Source organism: Microbacterium sp. Z11_20 (assembly GCF_057197605.1).
Genome location: NZ_JBXVOQ010000001.1, coordinates 889,763 through 909,098, shown reverse-complemented (window position 1 = coordinate 909,098; position 19,336 = coordinate 889,763). Strand labels below are relative to the sequence as shown.

Sequence of the window (19,336 nt, the reverse complement as noted above, 5' to 3'; positions counted from 1 at the left end):
CATGACCGATCCATCCGGCACGGACAGCGCGTCACCCCTTGACGCGCCGCTGTCCCGTCGTGACGCTTCCCGGGCGAGGCGCGCGCAGAGCGCGGCGGACGCGGGCGCGGGTATTCAGCCGCGCATCCGCGCCGCGCGTTCGGAGTTCGAGAACCAGGTCGCGCACGCGCGGGCGGAGTTCGAGGAGGCAAACGCGCGCATCACGCAGCGCACCGGTCGGAACCTCATCCTGGCGATCGCCATCGGCCTGGCCATCGGTGCCGCCGTGCTCGCATCCCTGCTGTTCGTGAAGTGGATCTTCCTGATCTTCGCCATCGCCGCCTGCATCCTGGGGATGTTCGAGTTCACGCGGGCGTTGCAGGCATCGGGCCGCCGGATCGATCTCGTGCCCCAGGTGGTCGCCGGCACGTTGCTGCTGGTCTCCGGTTACTTCGCGACCCTGTGGCTGCACTGGGTCGCGACGCTCGCGTCGGTGGCCCTCGTGGTCGTGTGGCGACTGCTCGGCCAGATGCTCCGACGCGACGGGCGCACCTACGGCGCGGTTCTCACCGACGTGCTCGTGTCGGCGTTCATCCAGCTCTACGTGCCGTTCCTGGCCAGCCTGGCGATGGTGCTCCTCTCCCAGCCGCGCGGCGAGTGGTGGGTGCTCGCGTTCCTCATCGTGACCGTCGTCGCCGACACCGGGGCCTATGCCTCGGGCCTGACCTTCGGCCGCGGCGGCCGACACCTGATGGCGCCCCGCATCAGTCCCAAGAAGACCTGGGAGGGCTTCGCCGGGTCGGCGGTGGTCGCGCTCGCGGCCGGCGTCGTCCTCGCGCTGTACATGCTCGACCTGCCCTGGTGGGCGGGACTCATCTTCGGCGCGGCCATCCTGGGCACCGCCACCGCCGGCGACCTCGGCGAGTCGATGATCAAGCGCGACCTCGGCATCAAGGACATGAGCTCATGGCTTCCCGGTCACGGGGGCGTGCTGGACCGGCTGGATTCGATCCTGCCGTCGGCCACCGCCGCGCTGGCGCTCTACTATCTCCTGACCCCTCTGGCGGTGACATGACCATCGACGCCGAGCACGCCCGCACGGGGCACTCCGACGCGGGAGATCGCAACGCGGAAACGAGCGACGGCGAGGTGACGCGTGCGCCCTTCCCGGATGCTCCGCGGCGTCAGAAGGGCTACGAGAAGCGCGCCGTCGACGCGTTTCTGGCGCAGGCGCGGGCGGCGTTCGAATCCGATGACCCCGAAGCCCTCCGTTCGGCCGAAGTGAGGGCCGCGGCGTTCCCGCTCGTGCGTTCGGGCTATGCCGTCGCGCCGGTGGACGCGGCGCTCGGACGTATCGAGGACGCCTTCGCCGCGCGCGAGCGCGAGCAGGCCATGGGCCGGCGAGGCGCCCGTGCGTGGGTGGCGGACTCGCGCGCGACCGCGCAGGTGGTGCTCGACCGGCTGCTTCGACCGAAGGGCCGACGCTTCGACCGGGTGAACGTGCTCCGGTACGGCTATCGGGTCGACGAGGTCGACCTCGTCGCCGAGAAGCTCGCCCGCTATCTGGCTGCAGGTGAGCCGGTGACCGTCGAGCAGGTCCGGGCCGTGGCGTTCCGGATGCAGCGCGGCGGGTACCGCGAAGCCCAGGTGGACGCGGTCCTGGACGCCGTCGTGGAGGTCATGCTCGCGGTCGCATGACCGCTCCACGGGGGATCCGTGGGCGATCCGTCGTCGTCCGGAGCATGACACGCGCGGCGGTCGACGGGTAGAATCAGGCGCATTGTGACCTCCGGCACCGAGATGACGCGCGCCAGCTCCGGACCGCTCGTCCGCAGGGCGCAGGGCGCCGCGGTCGACGTGATCCCGCCCGCCACTCCGCCGCGGCAGACGCCCCGGTGGTCGCGACGCCGCGGGGTGCTCGCGGTGTTCGCCGGGCTCTCCGCTCTCGCGTTCGTCGCCGCCTCCGTGGTTCCCACCGGTGCTGCCCTGGCCGAGGTGGACCCCGGCCGCGTGTCCCTCTACGAGAGCGCTCTGGCCGACATCCAGAACTATGCGCTTCCGGCCGGCGGCATCACGCCGGCCGCGCTCGAGCGCAGCAGCTACTCCGTCTACGTCACCCCCAAGCCGACGCCGACGCCCACGCCGGCTGCGCGCACCACCTCGGCCTCGGCCACCTCCGGCGCCGGGTGGGCCCCGCCCTTCGTGGCGCCCGACCCGGGGACCGCGCAGGCGATCGCGTACGACCTGGTGCGCGCCCGCGGCTGGGGCGACGACCAGTTCGCCTGTCTGCGGGCGCTCTGGCAGAAGGAGTCGGGCTGGCGCGTGAACGCGTACAACTCCTCCAGCGGCGCATACGGAATCCCGCAGTCCCTTCCCGGCAGCAAGATGGCCAGTGCTGGAGCCGATTGGGAGACCAACCCGGCCACGCAGATCACGTGGGGGCTGGGCTACATCAGCGGGCGCTACGGCGACCCGTGCGGCGCGTGGGCGAGCTCGCAGAGCCGCGGCTGGTACTGACCCGTGCCGCGCGCGAATCGACGGCGACCCGACCCGTCCGGCGACGACTCGCTGGCGCGCCTGATGGCGGGGTGGAAGCGCACGGAGACCCGTCGTGGCGCGGAGTGGTTCGTGCAGCCGGTGCCGGCCGGTTCGGCGCAGAAGCCGTACCTGTGCCCCGGATGCGGCAAGACCGTCGAACCCGGAGTGGCACACGTGGTCGTGTGGCGAGCCGACGGGGTTCTCGGGGACGCCGCCGACCTGGCCGCGCGTCGGCATTGGCACACGTATTGCTGGAGGATCGGCTGACATGGAAATCCGCGGACCCGTCGAGCTCCCCGCGCGGCGGGAAGAGGTCGAACTGCACACCGACGACGGGCTGACGCTGGTCGGAGAGCTGGCGATGCCGGAGCGCAACGACCCCGTCGCCACCCTCGTCACGCTGCACCCGCTTCCCACCGCGGGGGGGTTCATGGACTCGCACATCCTGCGGAAGGCGGCATCGCGGTTGCCCGCTCTCGCCGACCTGGCCGTGCTCCGCTTCAACACCCGCGGCACGAGCTCCCCGCGGGGGACGAGCGAGGGCGCCTTCGACGACGGGGAGGCCGAGCGCCACGACGTGGCCGCAGCCGTGCGGTTCGCCGCCGACCGCGGCCTGCCGCATCCGTGGCTGCTCGGATGGTCCTTCGGCACGGAGCTGGCGCTCAAGTACGGCCTCGAGCACGATGTGGAGGGCGTGATCCTGCTGTCGCCGCCGCTGCACCGGACGACCGAGGAGGAGGTGGCTGCATGGGCGGGTGACGCGCGAGGATTCGTGGTGGTCGTCCCCGAGTTCGACGACTACCTGCGTCCCGCCGAGGCGGCCCAGCGCTTCGGACCGGTACCCCAGGCCCGGCTCATCCCGGTCGAGGGCGGCAAGCATCTGTGGGTGGGGGAGAGCCAGACCCGCCGCGTGCTGTCGGAGATCGTCGGGGTGGTCAATCCCGCGGCGCTGCCGTTGCCGACCACGTGGGACGGCCCGCCTTCGTCCGCGTGAGGGTCACCGCTCGTTCTGCCGCGGGATGACCACCTGGCGGTAGATGATCAGGATGCTCGCGGCCACGGGGATGGCCACGAGCGCTCCCAGAAGACCCAGCAGCGAGCCGCCGGCCAGGGCTGCGATCACGACGACGGCGCCGGGGATGGCCACCGCACGGTTCATGATGCGCGGCGCGATCACGTAGGCCTCGATCTGCATGTAGATGAGGTAGTAGATCGCGGCGATGAGGGCGGTCGTGGGGGAGCTCAGTCCGAGACAGGTCAGGACGATCAGCGTGGACCCGGTGAGCGTGCCCACGAGCGGGATGAGTGAGAAGAAGAACGCGATGACGGCCAGCACCGCCGGGAACGGCGCACCGATGATCGTCAGCAGGATCGCGCTGAGCACGCCGTTGATGACGCCGAGGCTTGCCTGACCGATCACGTAGTAGCCGACCGAGTCGGTGATCTGCTCGGCGAGATCGATGAATCGCGCCCGCTTGGACGCGGGGACGAGCTGGTAGACGGCGGCCTTCAGCGACGGCGTGGATGCGGTGAAGTAGATCGTCAGGATGAGCACGATGAACGCTCCGCCCAACCCGACGACCACGGCCCCGCCGACGGCGAAGATGCCGCTGCCGATGTTGGTGGAGATCTCGCCGAAGTCCAGCGACCCCCACCAGTCCTCGATATATCCCCAGACGACGTCGATGTCGAGCGCGGGGAAGACGGACTGGGCCCATTCCCGCGCGGCGGGCAGGGCGTCCTCCCAGTCGATGGTCCGCGTCGTCTCCTCGATCCGTTCCACCAGCTGGGCGATCTGGTCCACGATCACCGGAACGATCGTGAGGATGATGCCGGCGAAGATCCCCAGCACACCGAGGATCGTGATCAGCACAGCGGCCCAACGGCGGAGCTTGCGTCGCTCGAGCCACGAGATCACCGGATCCAGGCCGAGGGAGAGGAACAGCGCCGTCCCCACATAGAGCAGGATCGTCGACAGCGTCTGGACGCTGCTGATCAGCAGAAGACCGACGCCGACGCCGAGCGTCGCGACCAGTGCGACGCGGAACGGGTTGTGGATCTTCACGGCTCTCCTGTCCGGGGGCGGCCGACAGCCGCAATCTCTTCCGTCAGAATACGCATGCCGCGCCTCCGATCACGGGAGGGACTCCCTCCTGGGCAACTTTCAGGTCGTTCCCGCTAGTCTGAAATGTCGTATGCGTGGCCCGACCCGACGGGCCGCCATCGGGAAGGTTTGGATTTCGTGCGTTTCGTGTGGGCTGTCGTGGCGTTCATCCTTGCCGCGCTCATGATCGGCGCGGGCATCGCCTCGCGCACGGTCTTCGAGGCTCCGGAGGCGGGGAGTGCCACTCTCCCCACCGCCGGGGATGAGGCATACACCCTGGTGGATGGGGCGGTGCTCAACATCCTCCCCGGGTCGCAGACGCTGACGGCGGAGGGTGACGGCACCGTCTTCGCCGCGTACGGCCGCACCGCTGATGTGCAGGCGTGGCTGTCGGATGTGCCGTACAACCACGTCACGGTCGGCACCGACGGCGAGTTGGACAGTGAGGTCGTCGAGCCGGAGGCGGTCGACCCTGCGGCGACGGCCGCTCCCACCGACGCCGACGCCGATGTCGCTGCCGCCGATGCCACTGCCGCCGAGCCGGCGGATGCCGCCACCGAAGCGACGGAAACACGCACGCCCGTGGGTTCAGACCTCTGGCTCGACGAATTCCAGCAGGAGCGACGGCTCTCCACGCCCTTGCAGCTCCCCGAGACCATGAGCGTCCTCCTCGCCTCGGACGGCACCGCGCCGGCCCCCTCCCAGGTCACGCTGACGTGGCCGGTCGAGCGGAGCACGCCCTGGGCGGGTCCGCTCATCGTGGGCGGCAGCGTCGTGCTGGTGATCGGCGTCATCCTCTACCTCCTCGGCATCCGTCATGCGCGGCGTTCCCGCGGGCCGCGTCGCAAGGGCCTCCCCATGCCCGTCACGGAGCCGATCGACGTGGCCGTGGAGGGCGCCGACAAGGGTGTGATCAGCGCCGGACGACGGCGCGCCCTGCCGGGACGTCGCTCGTTCACGGTGATCCCCGCGGTGGCGGTGTGGGCGCTGCTGTTCGCCGGCTGCTCCGCCGATGCGTGGCCCGACCTCGCCCCCTCGCCCACCCCGTCACCGACGGCATCGGTGATCGTCCCGGAGGGCCAGCAGTCGCCCGCGGTGACCGAGACGCAGGCCGAGCGCATCCTCACGCGGATCTCCAGCACCGTCGCCGAGGCGGATGCCGCGGTGGACCCGGAGCTCGCCGCCGCGCGGCTGGAGGGTCCGGCCCTCACCGAGCGGCAGACCAACTACACCCTGCGCGGCCAGCTGCCTGAGCAGACGGCGCTGGCGCCGATTCCGGACAGCCCCGTCGAGATCGTTCTGCCGCAGGCCTTCGACGGGTGGCCGCGCTCGTTCATGACCGTGGTGGAAAACCCGGACGATTCGACGGTGGCCCCTACGATCATGGTCATGACACAGGCCGATCCGTGGTCGGACTACAAGGCGCGCTTCATCGCCAGCCTCGAGGCCGCGACAACGCTTCCCGAGCTGCCGGCGGAGTACGTCGGCACGGTCCTGGCGCCGCCGGACTCGCCCTTCCTGCGGCTGCGTCCCGACGAGATCGCCGGTGCCTACTCCGACATCATCAACAACGCCGAGAACAGCCCGTACTGGGGCGACTTCGACATGACCGGCGACCTGCTTCTGGCCAGCATCCGCCAGAACCAGCAGGAGCGTCTCGACCTGCTGAACCAGACCGGTGCGGAGACGTCGACACTGGAGTTCACCTCGGCCCCCGGGGTCACGGCGCCGCTCGCGCTCACGACCCAGGACGGAGGCGCCATTGTCGCCGTCGACGTCCACGAGAGCGACGAGGTCAAGCCGACCAACCCCGACGCGGTCATCCGGTTGCCGGAGAACCCCGCCGTCCGGGCGCTCACCGGTGTCGAGCAATCGGCCACCGGGTTCCGCACGACCTACAGCGACCAGCTGTTCTTCTACGTGCCGCTGGAGGGGACGAACGAACCGATCCGCCTCCTGGGCTACCGATCCAACATCCTGGAAGCGAAGGTGATCGAGTGAGTACTCCTCAGCCCGGCTCCGTCCTGCGTGGCGCCGTCGACCTGTCCACACTCCGAAACCGCCCGCAGGCGCCCGCCGCGCCCGCGACCACGGGTTCGGCCGCCCCCGCCCTCGGCGGGGGAACCGTGCCGTCGCTGGTCATGGACGTCACCGACGAGACCTTCGGGCAGGTGCTCGAGCTCTCCCGCACGGTCCCGGTGGTGGTCGACCTGTGGGCGGAGTGGTGCGGGCCGTGCAAGCAGCTCAGCCCCATCCTGGAGAAGGTCGTGACCGAGCTCGGCGGACGCCTCGTCCTGGCCAAGGTCGACGTCGATGCGAACCCGCAGCTGGCCCAGGGATTCCGCGCCCAGTCGATCCCGATGGTGGTCGCGCTCGTCGGCGGCCAGCCGGTGCCGCTGTTCACCGGCGCCGTCCCCGAGCAGCAGGTCCGCGAGGTGTTCGCGCAGCTCCTCCAGGTTGCGGCGCAGAACGGCGTGAGCGGCACGGTCACCGTCGCCGACACGGACGGCGCCGATGCTCCCGCCGATCCCGCTGAGGCGCCGCTTCCGCCGCTGCACGCAGAGGCGTTCGAGGCGATCGAGAGCGGCGACTACGCCCGCGCCATCGCCGCCTACGAGCAGGCGCTGGCGGAGAACCCCCGCGACGAGGATGCCCGGGCCGGGCTCGGCCAGGTACGGCTGCTCGACCGCATTCAGGGCGCCGACCTGCAGGCGGCCCGCGATGCGGCCGGCGCGGATCCCACAGATGTGGAGGCGCAGTTCGTCGTCGCCGACCTGGACCTCGCGGGCGGCCACGTCGAGGACGCGTTCGACCGCCTCCTCGACCTGTTCGCCGCCCTTTCGGGGGACGCGCGGCCCCCGGTGCGCGAACGGCTGCTCGACCTCTTCGGTCTCGTCGGAGACGCCGACCCGCGCGTCATCCGCGCCCGCAGCAGGCTCGCCTCGCTGCTCTTCTGACACGGGCCACCCGGCAACAACACCTCGGGCCGGCGAGAATCCCGCACTGCGCGGTGTTCTCGTCGGCCCGAGGTGGTCTCGCGAAGGCGATCAGCCCTTGCCGGTGGCAGGGAGGCGGGCGGCGTCTTTGCGGTGGTGCAGCCACAGCACGCCCAGTGGCGGGAGCGTCAGCACCGCACGGCCGTCCTCCTCGGCGCGGACCAGTCCGAGGTTTCCGATCCCCGAGCCGCCGTACTCGGAGGCGTCGGTGTTGAGGATCTCACGCCACACGCCCCCCTCGGTCAGCGTCAATTCGTATCCGGTGATGGGCTCGCCGGAGAAGTTGCACACCACTGCGACCGTGTTCCCGTGCCAGTCGCGCCGGGCGAAGGCGAGCACATTCGTGTTCCACGAGGGCCCACCCAGCCGGGTGAACGCCGCCCCGTCCGAGTCCCGCGACCACAGTGCCGCCTGCTCGACGTAGACGCGGTTCATCGCCCCGACGAAGTCGTGCAACTGCGCGTGCGACGGCTGCTCGAGCATCCACCAGTCCAGCCCGCGCCCCTCGGCCCACTCGGACATCTGTCCGAACTCCTGACCCATGAACAGCAGCTGCTTACCGGGGTGGCCCCACATGTACGCCAGGAACGCGCGCATGTTGGCGAGCTTCTGGGCGTGGTCGCCGGGCATCCGTCCGAACAGGCTCCCCTTGCCGTGCACGACCTCGTCGTGACTGATCGGCAGGACGAAGTTCTCGCTGAAGGCGTAGACGAACGAGAACGCCAGCTCGCCCTCGTGGTGCGCGCGGTAGAGCGGGTCGCGCGCCATGTACTGGAGCGAGTCGTTCATCCAGCCCATGTTCCACTTCAGCCCGAAGCCGAGACCGGCATGATCGGTGGATGCGGTGACACCGGGGAAGCTCGTGGACTCCTCGGCGATGATCGCGATACCGGGGTAGCGCTTGTACGCGGTGCCGTTGACCTCCTGCAGGAACCGGATCGCCTCGAGGTTCTCCCGCCCGCCGTACTGGTTCGGAGCCCACTCGCCGTCGTTGCGGGAGTAGTCCAGGTACAGCATCGAGGCGACGGCGTCCACGCGGAGGCCGTCGACATGGAACTCCTCCAGCCAGTACAGGGCGTTGGCCACGAGGAAGTTGCGCACCTCGTTGCGCCCGTAGTCGAAGATCAGCGTGCCCCAGTCCTTGTGCTCGCCGCGCCGCGGGTCGGGGTGCTCGTAGAGAGGTTCGCCGTCGAAGCGGGCCAGGGCGAAGGCATCCTTGGGGAAGTGCCCCGGAACCCAGTCCATGATCACGCCGATGCCCGCCTGGTGGAGGCGGTCGATGAGGTAGCGGAGGTCGTCCGCCTCGCCGAACCGACTCGTCGGCGCGTAGTAGCCGGTGACCTGATAGCCCCAGGAGCCCCCGAACGGATGCTCGGAGAGGGGGAGGAACTCCACGTGCGTGAAGGCCTGCGCCGTGACGTACTCGATGAGCGGATCGGCCGCGTCGCGGTACGACAGCCCCGGACGCCAGGAGCCGAGGTGGATCTCGTAGATCGACATCGGGGAGGACAGCGGTGTGGTGCGCGCACGCTTGGCCATCCACGCGTCGTCCTCCCACACGTAGGTGGAGTGCGCGACGACGGATGCGGTGGCCGGAGGCTTCTCGGCGTACCGGGCCATCGGGTCGGCCTTCTGGATCCATCCGCCGCGGCGGGTGAGGATCTCGAACTTGTACGTCTCGCCGGCGCCGATCCCCGGGACGAACAGCTCCCACACGCCGCTTCCGCCCATGGAGCGCATGGCGTGGCCGGTGCCGTCCCAGCCGTTCATGTCGCCGATCACGCGGACCGCCCGCGCATCGGGGGCCCACACGGTGAACGCCACACCACGGGAGCCGTCGATCGTGCGGACGTGCGCACCGAGCACGCGCCACAGCTCTTCGTGACGGCCCTCGCCGATGAGGTGCAGATCCATCTCACCGATCACGGGAAGGTGCCGGTACGGGTCGTCGACGGTGTACTCGGAGCCGTCTTCGTAGGTCGCCGTCACCGTGTAGGCGCGCGGGTGGCGGGGGAGGGCGGCCTCCCAGATGCCCGCGCGGAGGTGCTCGAAACGCACCTCGGTGCCGCCGGCGAGGTTCGCGACGACGGTGGTGGCCAGCGGCCGGCGGGTGCGGATCAGCCACGTCCCGTCGTCGGCGGTCTGGACGCCGAGAACGGCGTGCGGGTCGTGGTGGGTTCCGGCGGCGACGGCGTCCAGCAGGCCGGCATCGGGAGTGGTCACACCGGTCATCGGAGCTCCTTCACGTGCAGGATGTGCACCGGTTCGGTGAAGGCATCCAGGCGCACGTAGTTGTGATCGGTCCAGGTCCAGACGGCACCGGTGACGAGGTCCTCGACCTCGTACGGGGTGCCGGGCGCGATGCCCCAGACGGTGGTGTCGAGGTGGATCGTCGTGTGGCGCACGGAGTGCGGGTCGACGTTGGCGACGACGAGGATCGTGTCCGAGACCCCGGTCGGGGACAGCGCGGCATCCAGGTGCTTGGAGTAGACGAGGATGGCGTCGTCGTCGCTCCAGTGCACTGACAGGTTCCGCAGCTGCGCGAGCGCGGGATGCGCGCGGCGGGCGCTGTTGAGCATCCGGAGGTAGGGCGCGAGCGATTCGCCGCGCTCCTCGGCGCCCTCCCAATCGCGGAGCTTGTACTCGTACTTCTCGTTGTCGATGTTCTCCTCGGACCCCGGGCGGGCGACGTTCTCGTACAGTTCGTACCCGGCATAGACGCCGTATGTGGGGGCCGCGGTGGCGGCGAGGGCCGCGCGCACCTTGTAGGCGGCGTGGCCGCCGAACTGGAGGTACTCGGTGAGGATGTCGGGGGTGTTCACGAAGAGGTTCGGCCGGAGGAAATCGTCCGTCTCGGTGGCGAGGGAGGTGAAGAATTCCGCCAGCTCCTCCTTGGTGTTCCGCCACGTGAAGTAGGTGTAGCTCTGCTGGAAGCCGGCCATCCCCAGGCCCTGCAGGGGCGCCGGACGGGTGAACGCCTCCGCGAGGAAGACGACATCGGGATGCTCCGCATTGACCGTGGCGATCAGCCACTCCCAGAACTGCAAGGGCTTGGTGTGCGGGTTGTCCACCCGGAAGATCTCCACGCCCTGGGCGATCCAGTGGCGGACGATCCGGAGCACTTCGGCGCGGATCCCCTCGGGGTCGTTGTCGAAGTTGATCGGATAGATGTCCTGGTACTTCTTCGGGGGATTCTCCGCGTACGCGATCGAACCGTCGGGGAGGGTTGTGAACCACTCGGGGTGCGCCGTCACCCACGGATGATCGGGCGAGGCCTGCAGTGCCAGGTCGAGTGCGACCTCGAGGCCTTCGGCACGGGCCGCCCGGACGAACGCGCGGAAATCGGCGAGCGTCCCGAGGTCGGGGTGCACGGCGTCGTGACCGCCCGCGGACGATCCGATCGCCCACGGGGAACCCGGATCCTCCGGTCGCGGGTCGAGGGTGTTGTTGCGGCCCTTGCGGTTGGTCGTGCCGATCGGATGGATCGGCGGCAGGTAGAGCACGTCGAAACCCATCTGCGCGACGCCCGGTAGCCGACCGGCTGCCGTACCGAACGTCCCGGATTCGATCGTGCCGTCCTTCAGCGTGCGGGCGCCCTCGGAGCGGGGGAAGAATTCGTACCACGAGCCGACGCCGGCTCGCTGCCGCTCCACGAGCAGCTCCAGGTCGTCGCCGACCGACCCGAGGGTCGCCAGCGGTCGCTCGGCGAAGTACCCGGCGATCGTGGGGTCGCCGACGATGCCCAGGGCCGCCTCGTCGGTGATCGCCGGGTCGCGGAGGGCCGCTGCCGCGCTCTGGAGCGCGATGCGCTCCGCGCGCGGTCGGTTCCTGTCCGCGACGGCGCGATCGAACAGCAGCGCACCGGTCTCCCGCATGAGCGCGGGGTCGACGCCGGCGGCGATCTTCACTTCGGCGGCGTGCTGCCAGGTGGCGAAGTCATCCGAGAAGGTCTCGAACCGGAAGCGCCAGATGCCCTGCTCGAGGGGCACGATGAGCGTCGACCACTGGTCGAGGCCGTTGTCCAGCGCGGACACACGGTGCAGCGACTCATCGCCGGAGGGGGAGAAGAGCCGGACGTGGACGCCGATGAGATCGTGCCCCTCCCGGAACGCCGTGACGGTGAACGGCACCGCCTCCTCGACGTAGGCCGATGGCCGGTACCGGCCGCCGGGCACGGACGGCCGCGGGGCGACGATCGGGAGGCGCGGTGTCACGGTGAGCGAGGCGGTGGAGACCGCCGGGCGCTCCGGGATGGCACTGCCGCTGCGCCACGGACGGGGAATCGGGGATCGCGTCTGAGGAGCCACGTGTCGAACTTACCGCGGGCGTCGCGGCCGACCGGGAGCACCGCGGACGGTTGACAAGCGACCGGTGGTGCGATCAGTGGACGCGGAACAGGTGCATCGATGTGCCCGGCATGGTCACGACGTCGCCTGGTGCGTACGCGTTCGCGTCCGTATGCGGGCGTTCGTCCGCGCTGGACCAGAGCGAGACGAACCGCTCCGCGCCGGCGAGCTGCGGGAGGGTCACGTCCACAGGCGCCTCGATCCCGTGGACGGCGAGCAGGATGCGGTTGGGCGCCTCGTGCTCCGGGGTGGATGCGGCGACGTACTGCAGCGTCCGGTGAGCGGGGTTCGTCCATCGCTCGAGCGACATGGTCTCGCCGCTCTCGTCGAACCACTCCATGACAGAGGCCGAGGGGGTCCGCTCGCCCACACCGGCGAACCGTATCGGGCGCAGGGCCGGGTTGTCGCGGCGGAGCTGAAGGAGGCGCTGCGTGTGCGCGAAGAGATCGTCCTGCCAGGGCGCGTGCTGCCACGACAGCCAGGTCAGGGGCGAATCGTGGCAGTACGCGTTGTTGTTACCTCGCTGGGTGCGGCCGACCTCGTCCCCCGCGGTGAGCATCGGGATGCCGGCCGACAGCAGCAGCGTTCCGAGGAGATTGCGCATGGCCCTCCGGCGCGTGGCGAGGATCCGCTCGTCGTCGGTGCGCCCTTCGATCCCGTGGTTGAAGGATCGGTTCGTGTCCGCACCGTCGCGGCCCTGTTCCCCGTTGCCGAGGTTGTGCTTGACGTCGTAGGAGACCAGGTCGTGCAGCGTGAAGCCGTCATGGGCCGTGACGAAGTTGACGCCGGCGAGGGGACCGCGCTCGGTGCCGAACGTGGTGGAGGAACCGGCAAGGCGGGTGGCCAACCCGCCGATACCCGCGGGGGACGTGTCGGCGCGGCGGGCGTAGTCGACGTCGCTGAGCCAGAAGTTGCGGACGTCGTCGCGATAGCGGTCGTTCCACTCGTGCCATCCGGTGCCGAAGTTGCCCGTCTGCCAGCCGCCCAACCCGACGTCCCACGGCTCGGCGATCTTCTTCACTCCCGCCAGCGCCGGGTCATCGATGATGGCGCGCAGGAGCGGATGGTCGGGGGTGAACACGTGTCCGGCGTCGCGTCCGAGCGTGGCGGCGAGGTCGAAGCGGAACCCGTCGACCTGCACGTCGTTCGCCCAGTAGCGGAGCGAATCCAGCACCAGTCGTGCGGCGGCATCGGTCGCGGTGTTGACGGCGTTGCCGCATCCGGTGACATCCACATACGTGCCGTCGTCGGTCTGCCGGTAGTAGGAGCGGTTGTCCAGTCCCCGCAGGCTCGTCCGCGGACCGCCGACCCCCTCCTCCGAGGTGTGGTTGTACACCACGTCGAGGATGACTTCCAGACCCGCCTCGTGGAGGAGGCGCACCATCCCCTTGAATTCGCGGAGCACGGCTTCGGGTCCTCCGCGCTGGCTCTCGGACGTGGCATACGCGGAGTGGGGCGTGAAGAAGTTGAGGGTGTTGTACCCCCAGTAGTTGGCGAGCCCGAGGTGGAGCAGACGGGGCTCGGTCACGAACGCGTGGACGGGGAGCAGCTCGACGGTGGTGATCCCCAACCGGAGGAGATGGTCGATCATCGCGGGGTGCGCGAGCCCCGCGTACGTCCCGTGAAGGGCGGGCGGGACGCCCGGGTGCTTCTTGGTGAGGCCCTTCACGTGGCCTTCGTAGATGACGGTGCGATCCAGCGGCACGCCCGGTTTCGTCACGCCTCCCCAATCGAAGGACCCGTCGACCACGACGCCCCGGTGGTCGCCGTAGCCGCCGGTCACGATGCCGCGCGCGTAGGGATCCAGGAGGAGGGATTCGCGGTTGAACAGCTGGCCCGCGCCCACCGGGCCGTCGGCGCGCACCGCGTACCGGGCTCCCGGGCGGAGGAGCTCCGTCGTCACCGTCCACACGCCACCGCCGACGTCGGACAGCGGGAGGGCGGCCACCGCCCAGTCCAGGTCGGTGTCGTCGAAGATCACGAGTTCGATCGCGTCGGCATGGGCCGACCACACGCGCAGGGTTCCGCCGTCGGGACCCTGCCTGACCCCGAGGTCGTCCAAGGCGGCGCTCTCCACGCCCACCGGAGCGGGTCGTCGCGCAGGGGGGTCGAGCCGCTCCATGCGTTCTACAGTAGTTACGCCGTGGGTCGGGCGCGTTACGGCGGGAGGTGGCGATGTCGGTCTATCTGGACCATGCCGCGACGACGCCGCTTCGGGATGAGGCGCGCGACGCGTGGCTCGCGGCCGCATCCGTCGGCGGCAACGCGTCCTCGATCCACGGTGGCGGTCAGGCCGCCCGCCGCCTGCTCGAGGAGGCCCGCGAGCGCCTGGCGGCGGTGATCGGCAGCGACGCGGTGGAGGTGGTCTTCACCTCCGGCGGTACCGAATCGATCAACACGGCCGTCAAGGGCCTGTGGTGGGGACGCGGCGACCGCCCGGGCACCGTGGTCCTCCCCGACGGTGAGCACCACGCCACCCTGGACGCGATCGCGTGGCTGGTCGCACACGAGGGCGCGGTGCTCTCACGGGTCGCGCTGGATGCGGTGGGCCGGATCCGCCCCGACGCCTTCGGCGCCGCCGCACGGGATGCGGCCTTCGCCACTGCTCTGGTCGCCAACAACGAAGTCGGCACCGTGCAGGATGCCGCGGCGCTGGCCGCCGCATCCGCCGACGCGGGCGTGCCCCTGCACCTGGACGCCGTCTCGGCGTTCGGTCATGTGCCCATCGATTTCGCGGCGTGGCGGGGAGACGCCCCGGACGGTGCGGGGCTGGTGGCGCTGAGCTTGTCGGCGCACAAGGTCGGCGGACCGGTCGGTGTGGGGGCGCTCGTGGCGTCGCGTTCGGTGCGACTGGGTCCGCTCGTGCACGGCGGCGGCCAGCAGCGGGGCCTCCGCGCGGGAACCCAGGATGTGGCCGGAGCCGTTGCGTTCGCCGTGGCGGCCGAACTGGCGGAAGCGGAGCGGGAGGCGGAGGCCGCGCGTCTGTCGGCCCTGCGCGACACGCTCCTCCGGGGCATTCGGGAGCGCGTGCCCGGCGCCGAGGTGCTGGGAGATCCTGTGGACCGGTTGCCCGGCAACGCGCACGTGCTGTTTCCGGATGCGGCGGGGGAGACGCTGCTGTTCCTCCTGGATCAGGCCGGGATCGCCGTCTCGACGGGATCGGCGTGCCAGGCCGGCGTCGCCGAACCGTCGCACGTCGTGCTGGCCCTCGGACGCACCGACCGAGAGGCGCGCTCGGTGCTCCGCCTGACGCTGGGGCGCACCTCCACCGACGCCGATGTCGCGGCGTTCCTCGCGGCCCTTCCGGACGCGTACGCGCGCGCCGCATCGGCCGCCGCCCGCGCTCGCCGCTGATCCCTGGCCGCCGCCCGCGCTCGCCGCTGGCCCCTGGCCCCTGGCCGCTGACGCCCCGCCGGACACGTTCAAAATTCAGGAGACACGCCGAGGGGATGGGCCGGACGGGCCGGTACAGCGCCGAATCTCCTGAGTTTTGAACGGCAGCGGCCGAGATGATCCGGCCGCGGCCGGGCACGCCGGGAGCTGGCGGCGCACCCGGCGCCCGTACAGGGGTGCCGCTCGTAGACTGGGAGTCATGCGGATCCTGGCGGCGATGAGCGGTGGCGTCGACTCCGCCGTCGCGGCCGCGAGGGCCGTGGAGGCGGGACACGACGTCGTCGGCGTGCACCTGGCCCTCTCCCGCGCCGGGGGGACCCTTCGTGCCGGCAGCCGCGGATGCTGCACGATCGAGGACGCGATGGATGCGCGCCGCGCGGCCGATCGCCTCGGCATCCCGTTCTACGTGTGGGACTTCTCCGAGCGCTTCCGCGAAGACGTGATCGACGATTTCATCGCCGAGTACCGCGCGGGTCGCACACCCAACCCCTGCATGCGGTGCAACGAGCACATCAAGTTCGCGGCGCTCCTGGAGCGGGCGCTCGAGCTCGGTTTCGATGCGGTCTGTACCGGGCACTATGCCGCTCTGGTCGACGGGCCCGACGGCCGCGAGCTGCATCGGGCATCGGATGCGGCGAAGGACCAGTCCTACGTCCTCGGCGTCCTCACCGCCGAGCAGCTCGCGCACACCTACTTCCCCCTCGGGGACACGCCGTCCAAGGCCCTCGTGCGTGCCGAGGCCGAGGCGCGCGGCCTGACGGTCGCGCAGAAGCCCGACAGTCACGACATCTGCTTCATCCCCGACGGCGACACGCGGGGGTGGCTCGCCGAGAAGGTGGGCGCCGAACAGGGCGCCATCGTCGACCGCACCGGCGCGGTGGTCGGCTCTCACGAGGGCGCCGCCGCGTACACCGTGGGGCAGCGCCGCGGACTGCAGCTGGGCACGCCCGCTCCCGACGGCAAGCCCCGCTTCGTGCTCGAAGTGCGCCCGGTGAGCAACACGGTCGTCGTGGGGCCGAAGGAGGCCCTGGCCACCGCGGAGATCTCCGGCAGCCGGTACACGTGGGCGGGCCGCGCGCCCCGCGAAGGCGCCTTCGCGTGCCACGTGCAGATCCGGGCGCACGCCGATCCCGTGCCCGCACGGGCGGTGTGGGCCGACGGCACCCTGGCGGTGACGCCCGACGAGCCGTTCGATGGCGTGGCACCCGGGCAGACCGCGGTGCTGTATGACGGCACCCGCGTGATCGGTCAGTTCACGATCGACCGCACGGTTTCTGCGGTACCGGTTCCCGCCTGAGCCCGTGCCCCGCCGGCGCGGTTCCCCTGCCGCCCGCGTTCGTCCGCCCGGCGGTGCCGGCCCGCGCCATCCATGTCTCACCAATTGCAGTGTGCGGGCCCGATTCCGGCGAATAGTGAGACATGTGGTGCCGGAAGTGAGACATGTGGTGCCGGAAGTGAGACATGCGGTGCCGGAAGTGAGACATGTGGTGCCGGAAGTGAGACATGCGCAAGGGCGGGGTGGCGTCGGTGGCCCTCCCTAGACTGGCCGGGTGGCGAACGGTGACCAACTCCCCGACCTGACCCTCGACGAGGCGCGCGCGCAGGCGGCAGAGCTCACCACGCGCATCGTCGACGCGCGCGATGCCTACTACGGGCGTGACGCCGAGATCGTCGACGACGCCACTTATGACGAGTGGATGCGGCGGCTCGAGCAGATCGAGCGGCTCTATCCCGAACTCCAGGGGCAGGACAGCCCCACGCAGTCGGTGGGCGCCGCCGAGAGCACGATGTTCGCGCCGATCGAGCATGCCGAGCGGATGCTGAGCCTGGACAACGTCTTCAGCTCCGACGAACTGCGTGACTGGTGCGTCAAGACCGCGGCCTCCGCGGGCCGGCCGATCCGCTGGCTCACCGAGCTCAAGATCGACGGACTCGCGATCAGCCTGCGCTACGAGAACGGCGTCCTCACCTCCGCCGCCACCCGCGGGGACGGGCGCGTGGGCGAGGACGTCACCGGAAACGCGCTGCAGGTGGCAGGGATCCCGCAGCGCCTCTCCGGTACGGGCCATCCGCCGCTCGTGGAGGTGCGCGGGGAGGTGTTCATCCCGGTAGCGGCCTTCGACGAACTCAACGCTCTTCAGGCTCGCCTGCGTGAACGGGTCTTGGCGGACTCCCTCGCCCGCGGCGGCGACGAGGAGAAGGCGACCCGCAGCGCCGCTCGACGGTTCCCCGCCTTCGCGAACCCGCGCAATGCCGCCAGCGGCGGACTCCGGCAGCAGCTGGAGAAGAAAAGCGGACTGGAACTGGAGGCCGGGAGGGCTCGCCTGCAGTCGCTGCGGCTGTTCGTGCACGGCATCGGGGCGTGGCCGGCGCCCCCGGTGTCGTCGCAGAGCGAGGTGTACGGCCTGCTGGCGGAGTGGGGACTGCCGACGAGCCCCTATTTCCGCACCTCCGATGACATCGACGGCGTGCTGGAATTCGTCACCGAATACGGCGAGCACCGCCACGCCGTCGAGCATGAGATCGACGGCGTGGTGGTGAAGGTCGACGAGCTGGCGCTGCATGACGAGCTGGGCGCCACCAGTCGCGCGCCGCGCTGGGCGATCGCGTACAAGTACCCGCCGGAGCAGGTCAACACGAAGCTCCTGGACATCGTGGTGTCCGTGGGGCGCACCGGCCGCGCGACGCCGTTCGCCGTGATGGCCCCCGCCCGGGTCGCCGGCAGCGTCGTGCGCCAGGCCACGCTGCACAACCAGGACGTCGTCAAGGCCAAGGGAGTGCTCATCGGCGACACCGTGGTGCTGCGAAAAGCCGGTGATGTCATCCCGGAGGTGCTCGGCCCCGTCGTGGAACTGCGTGACGGCAGCGAACGCGCCTTCGTCATGCCCACCGAGTGCCCGGAATGCGGCTACCCGTTGAGCCCGGCGAAAGCGGGCGACATCGACCTGCGCTGCCCCAACACGCGGGCGTGCCCCGCTCAGGTGCGCGGACGGGTGGAGCACATCGGCTCGCGCGGCGCGCTCGACATCGAGGCGCTCGGCGAGGTGACCGCGGCCGCCCTGACCCAGCCGAGCGTGCCCGAGGAGCCCCCGCTGGAGACCGAGGCCGGGCTGTTCGACCTCACGCTCGACCAGCTCGTGCCGATCGAGGTGATCGTCCGCGACACCGAAACGGGCGAGCCGCGTGTGGATGAGAAGACCGGCGATCCCGTGCGGCGGGCGCCGTTCCGGCGCAATCCCAGTGCCGCGGAGAAGAAAACCGGCGCGACCGGACCGCAGCCGTCGGCGCAGGCGGTGACGCTCCTGGAGGAGCTGGAGAAGGCCAAGACCAAGGAGCTGTGGCGCTTCCTCGTGGCGCTGAACATCCGTCACGTCGGCCCGGTCGCTGCGCGCGCCCTCGCACAGTGGTTCGGGTCGGTCGATGCCATCCGCGCAGCCTCGCGGGACGAGCTCGCCGCCGTGGAGGGCGTGGGCGGCATCATCGCGGATGCGGTGACCGACTGGTTCGCGGTGGACTGGCACCGGGAGATCGTCGAGCGCTGGACTGCGGCGGGCGCGCAACTGACGACGCCCGGCCACCCCGGGCCCGGAGCGGCGGCCGAGGGCGGCGGGGTCCTCGACGGGGTCACGGTGGTCGCCACCGGCTCGCTCGAGGGGTATACGCGCGACGGCGCCCAGGAGGCGATCCTCCGCGCCGGCGGCAAGGCGGCATCCAGCGTCTCGAAGAAGACCGACTTCGTCGCCGCGGGACCGGGAGCGGGGTCGAAGCTCGGCAAGGCCGAGGAACTGGGCCTGCGCATCATCGACGCCGCTCAGTTCCACGTCCTCGTGACGGAAGGTCCCGCAGCGCTCGACGCGATCGCACCGGACGCGGGCTGACGGGCCGGACCCTTCGACGGCTCAGGGACCGGCCTCGGCGTTTCGGGGGACTGGCCTGGCCCTTCGACAGGCTCAGGGACCGGCCGGGGTGTAGCGGGGGAG

At 70.7% G+C, this 19,336-nt stretch carries 14 protein-coding genes; 10 read left to right on the top strand and 4 right to left on the bottom strand.

What is annotated here, in order from left to right; genetic code table 11:
* The first annotated feature begins 1 nt into the window (after position 1).
* The 5 genes from AC2DFQ_RS04375 to AC2DFQ_RS04355 all read left to right on the top strand — a co-directional run bounded on the left by AC2DFQ_RS04375 (position 2) and on the right by AC2DFQ_RS04355 (position 3,511).
* Positions 2 to 1,054: a phosphatidate cytidylyltransferase gene (locus AC2DFQ_RS04375; protein WP_484533049.1), complete on the top strand. Its 1,053-nt coding sequence runs from the start codon at positions 2 to 4 to the stop codon at positions 1,052 to 1,054.
* Positions 1,051 to 1,677, top strand: a complete 627-nt coding sequence (locus AC2DFQ_RS04370; protein WP_484533048.1) for a DivIVA domain-containing protein — start codon at positions 1,051 to 1,053, stop codon at positions 1,675 to 1,677. Before AC2DFQ_RS04375 ends, AC2DFQ_RS04370 begins: the two co-directional genes overlap by 4 nt.
* An 84-nt stretch (positions 1,678 to 1,761) precedes the next feature.
* Complete coding sequence (locus AC2DFQ_RS04365; protein WP_484533047.1) at positions 1,762 to 2,496, top strand: aggregation-promoting factor C-terminal-like domain-containing protein; 735 nt, start codon at positions 1,762 to 1,764, stop codon at positions 2,494 to 2,496.
* Positions 2,497 to 2,499: 3 nt separating this feature from the next.
* Positions 2,500 to 2,784 carry a hypothetical protein gene (locus AC2DFQ_RS04360; protein ID WP_484509057.1) on the top strand — a complete coding sequence of 95 codons (285 nt, stop codon included), beginning with the start codon at positions 2,500 to 2,502 and terminating at the stop codon, positions 2,782 to 2,784.
* A gap of 1 nt (position 2,785) precedes the next feature.
* On the top strand, positions 2,786 to 3,511 hold the full coding sequence (locus AC2DFQ_RS04355) for an alpha/beta hydrolase (protein WP_484533046.1): 726 nt from the start codon (positions 2,786 to 2,788) through the stop codon (positions 3,509 to 3,511).
* Between the two features lie 3 nt (positions 3,512 to 3,514).
* Here the strand turns inward: AC2DFQ_RS04355 and AC2DFQ_RS04350 are convergent, their stop codons facing one another.
* The gene (locus tag AC2DFQ_RS04350; RefSeq protein ID WP_484509059.1) at positions 3,515 to 4,582 is read right to left on the bottom strand and encodes an AI-2E family transporter; all 1,068 of its coding nucleotides are present in this window, start codon (positions 4,580 to 4,582) and stop codon (positions 3,515 to 3,517) included.
* 177 nt (positions 4,583 to 4,759) lie between these two features.
* Between AC2DFQ_RS04350 and AC2DFQ_RS04345 the strand changes: the two genes are divergently transcribed.
* A complete protein-coding gene (locus AC2DFQ_RS04345) occupies positions 4,760 to 6,622 on the top strand; it encodes a DUF8094 domain-containing protein (RefSeq protein ID WP_484533045.1) in 1,863 nt (620 codons plus the stop codon).
* Entirely contained in the window at positions 6,619 to 7,578 is a 960-nt protein-coding gene (locus AC2DFQ_RS04340; protein ID WP_484533044.1) for a tetratricopeptide repeat protein, read from the top strand. The genes AC2DFQ_RS04345 and AC2DFQ_RS04340 overlap by 4 nt, the downstream gene beginning before the upstream one ends.
* Before the next feature lie 90 nt (positions 7,579 to 7,668).
* Here AC2DFQ_RS04340 and glgB read toward each other — a convergent pair whose 3' ends face one another.
* The 3 genes from glgB to glgX form a co-directional block, all read right to left on the bottom strand.
* Positions 7,669 to 9,849, bottom strand: coding sequence for a 1,4-alpha-glucan branching protein GlgB (gene glgB / locus AC2DFQ_RS04335; protein WP_484509062.1), 2,181 nt, complete (start codon positions 9,847 to 9,849; stop codon positions 7,669 to 7,671).
* Positions 9,846 to 11,924, bottom strand: a complete 2,079-nt coding sequence (locus AC2DFQ_RS04330; protein WP_484533043.1) for a maltotransferase domain-containing protein — start codon at positions 11,922 to 11,924, stop codon at positions 9,846 to 9,848. Before AC2DFQ_RS04330 ends, glgB begins: the two co-directional genes overlap by 4 nt.
* 73 nt (positions 11,925 to 11,997) lie before the next feature.
* Positions 11,998 to 14,085 carry a glycogen debranching protein GlgX gene (glgX, locus tag AC2DFQ_RS04325; protein ID WP_484533042.1) on the bottom strand — a complete coding sequence of 696 codons (2,088 nt, stop codon included), beginning with the start codon at positions 14,083 to 14,085 and terminating at the stop codon, positions 11,998 to 12,000.
* A 53-nt stretch (positions 14,086 to 14,138) separates the two neighbouring features.
* Between glgX and AC2DFQ_RS04320 the strand changes: the two genes are divergently transcribed.
* From AC2DFQ_RS04320 to ligA, 3 genes are all read left to right on the top strand, one after another.
* Positions 14,139 to 15,317, top strand: a complete 1,179-nt coding sequence (locus AC2DFQ_RS04320) for a cysteine desulfurase family protein (RefSeq protein ID WP_484533041.1) — start codon at positions 14,139 to 14,141, stop codon at positions 15,315 to 15,317.
* A 238-nt stretch (positions 15,318 to 15,555) separates the two neighbouring features.
* Positions 15,556 to 16,653, top strand: coding sequence for a tRNA 2-thiouridine(34) synthase MnmA (gene mnmA, locus AC2DFQ_RS04315; RefSeq protein ID WP_484509066.1), 1,098 nt, complete (start codon positions 15,556 to 15,558; stop codon positions 16,651 to 16,653).
* Positions 16,654 to 16,906: 253 nt separating this feature from the next.
* Entirely contained in the window at positions 16,907 to 19,234 is a 2,328-nt protein-coding gene (gene ligA, locus AC2DFQ_RS04310) for an NAD-dependent DNA ligase LigA (RefSeq protein ID WP_484533040.1), read from the top strand.
* Positions 19,235 to 19,336 lie beyond the last annotated feature (102 nt).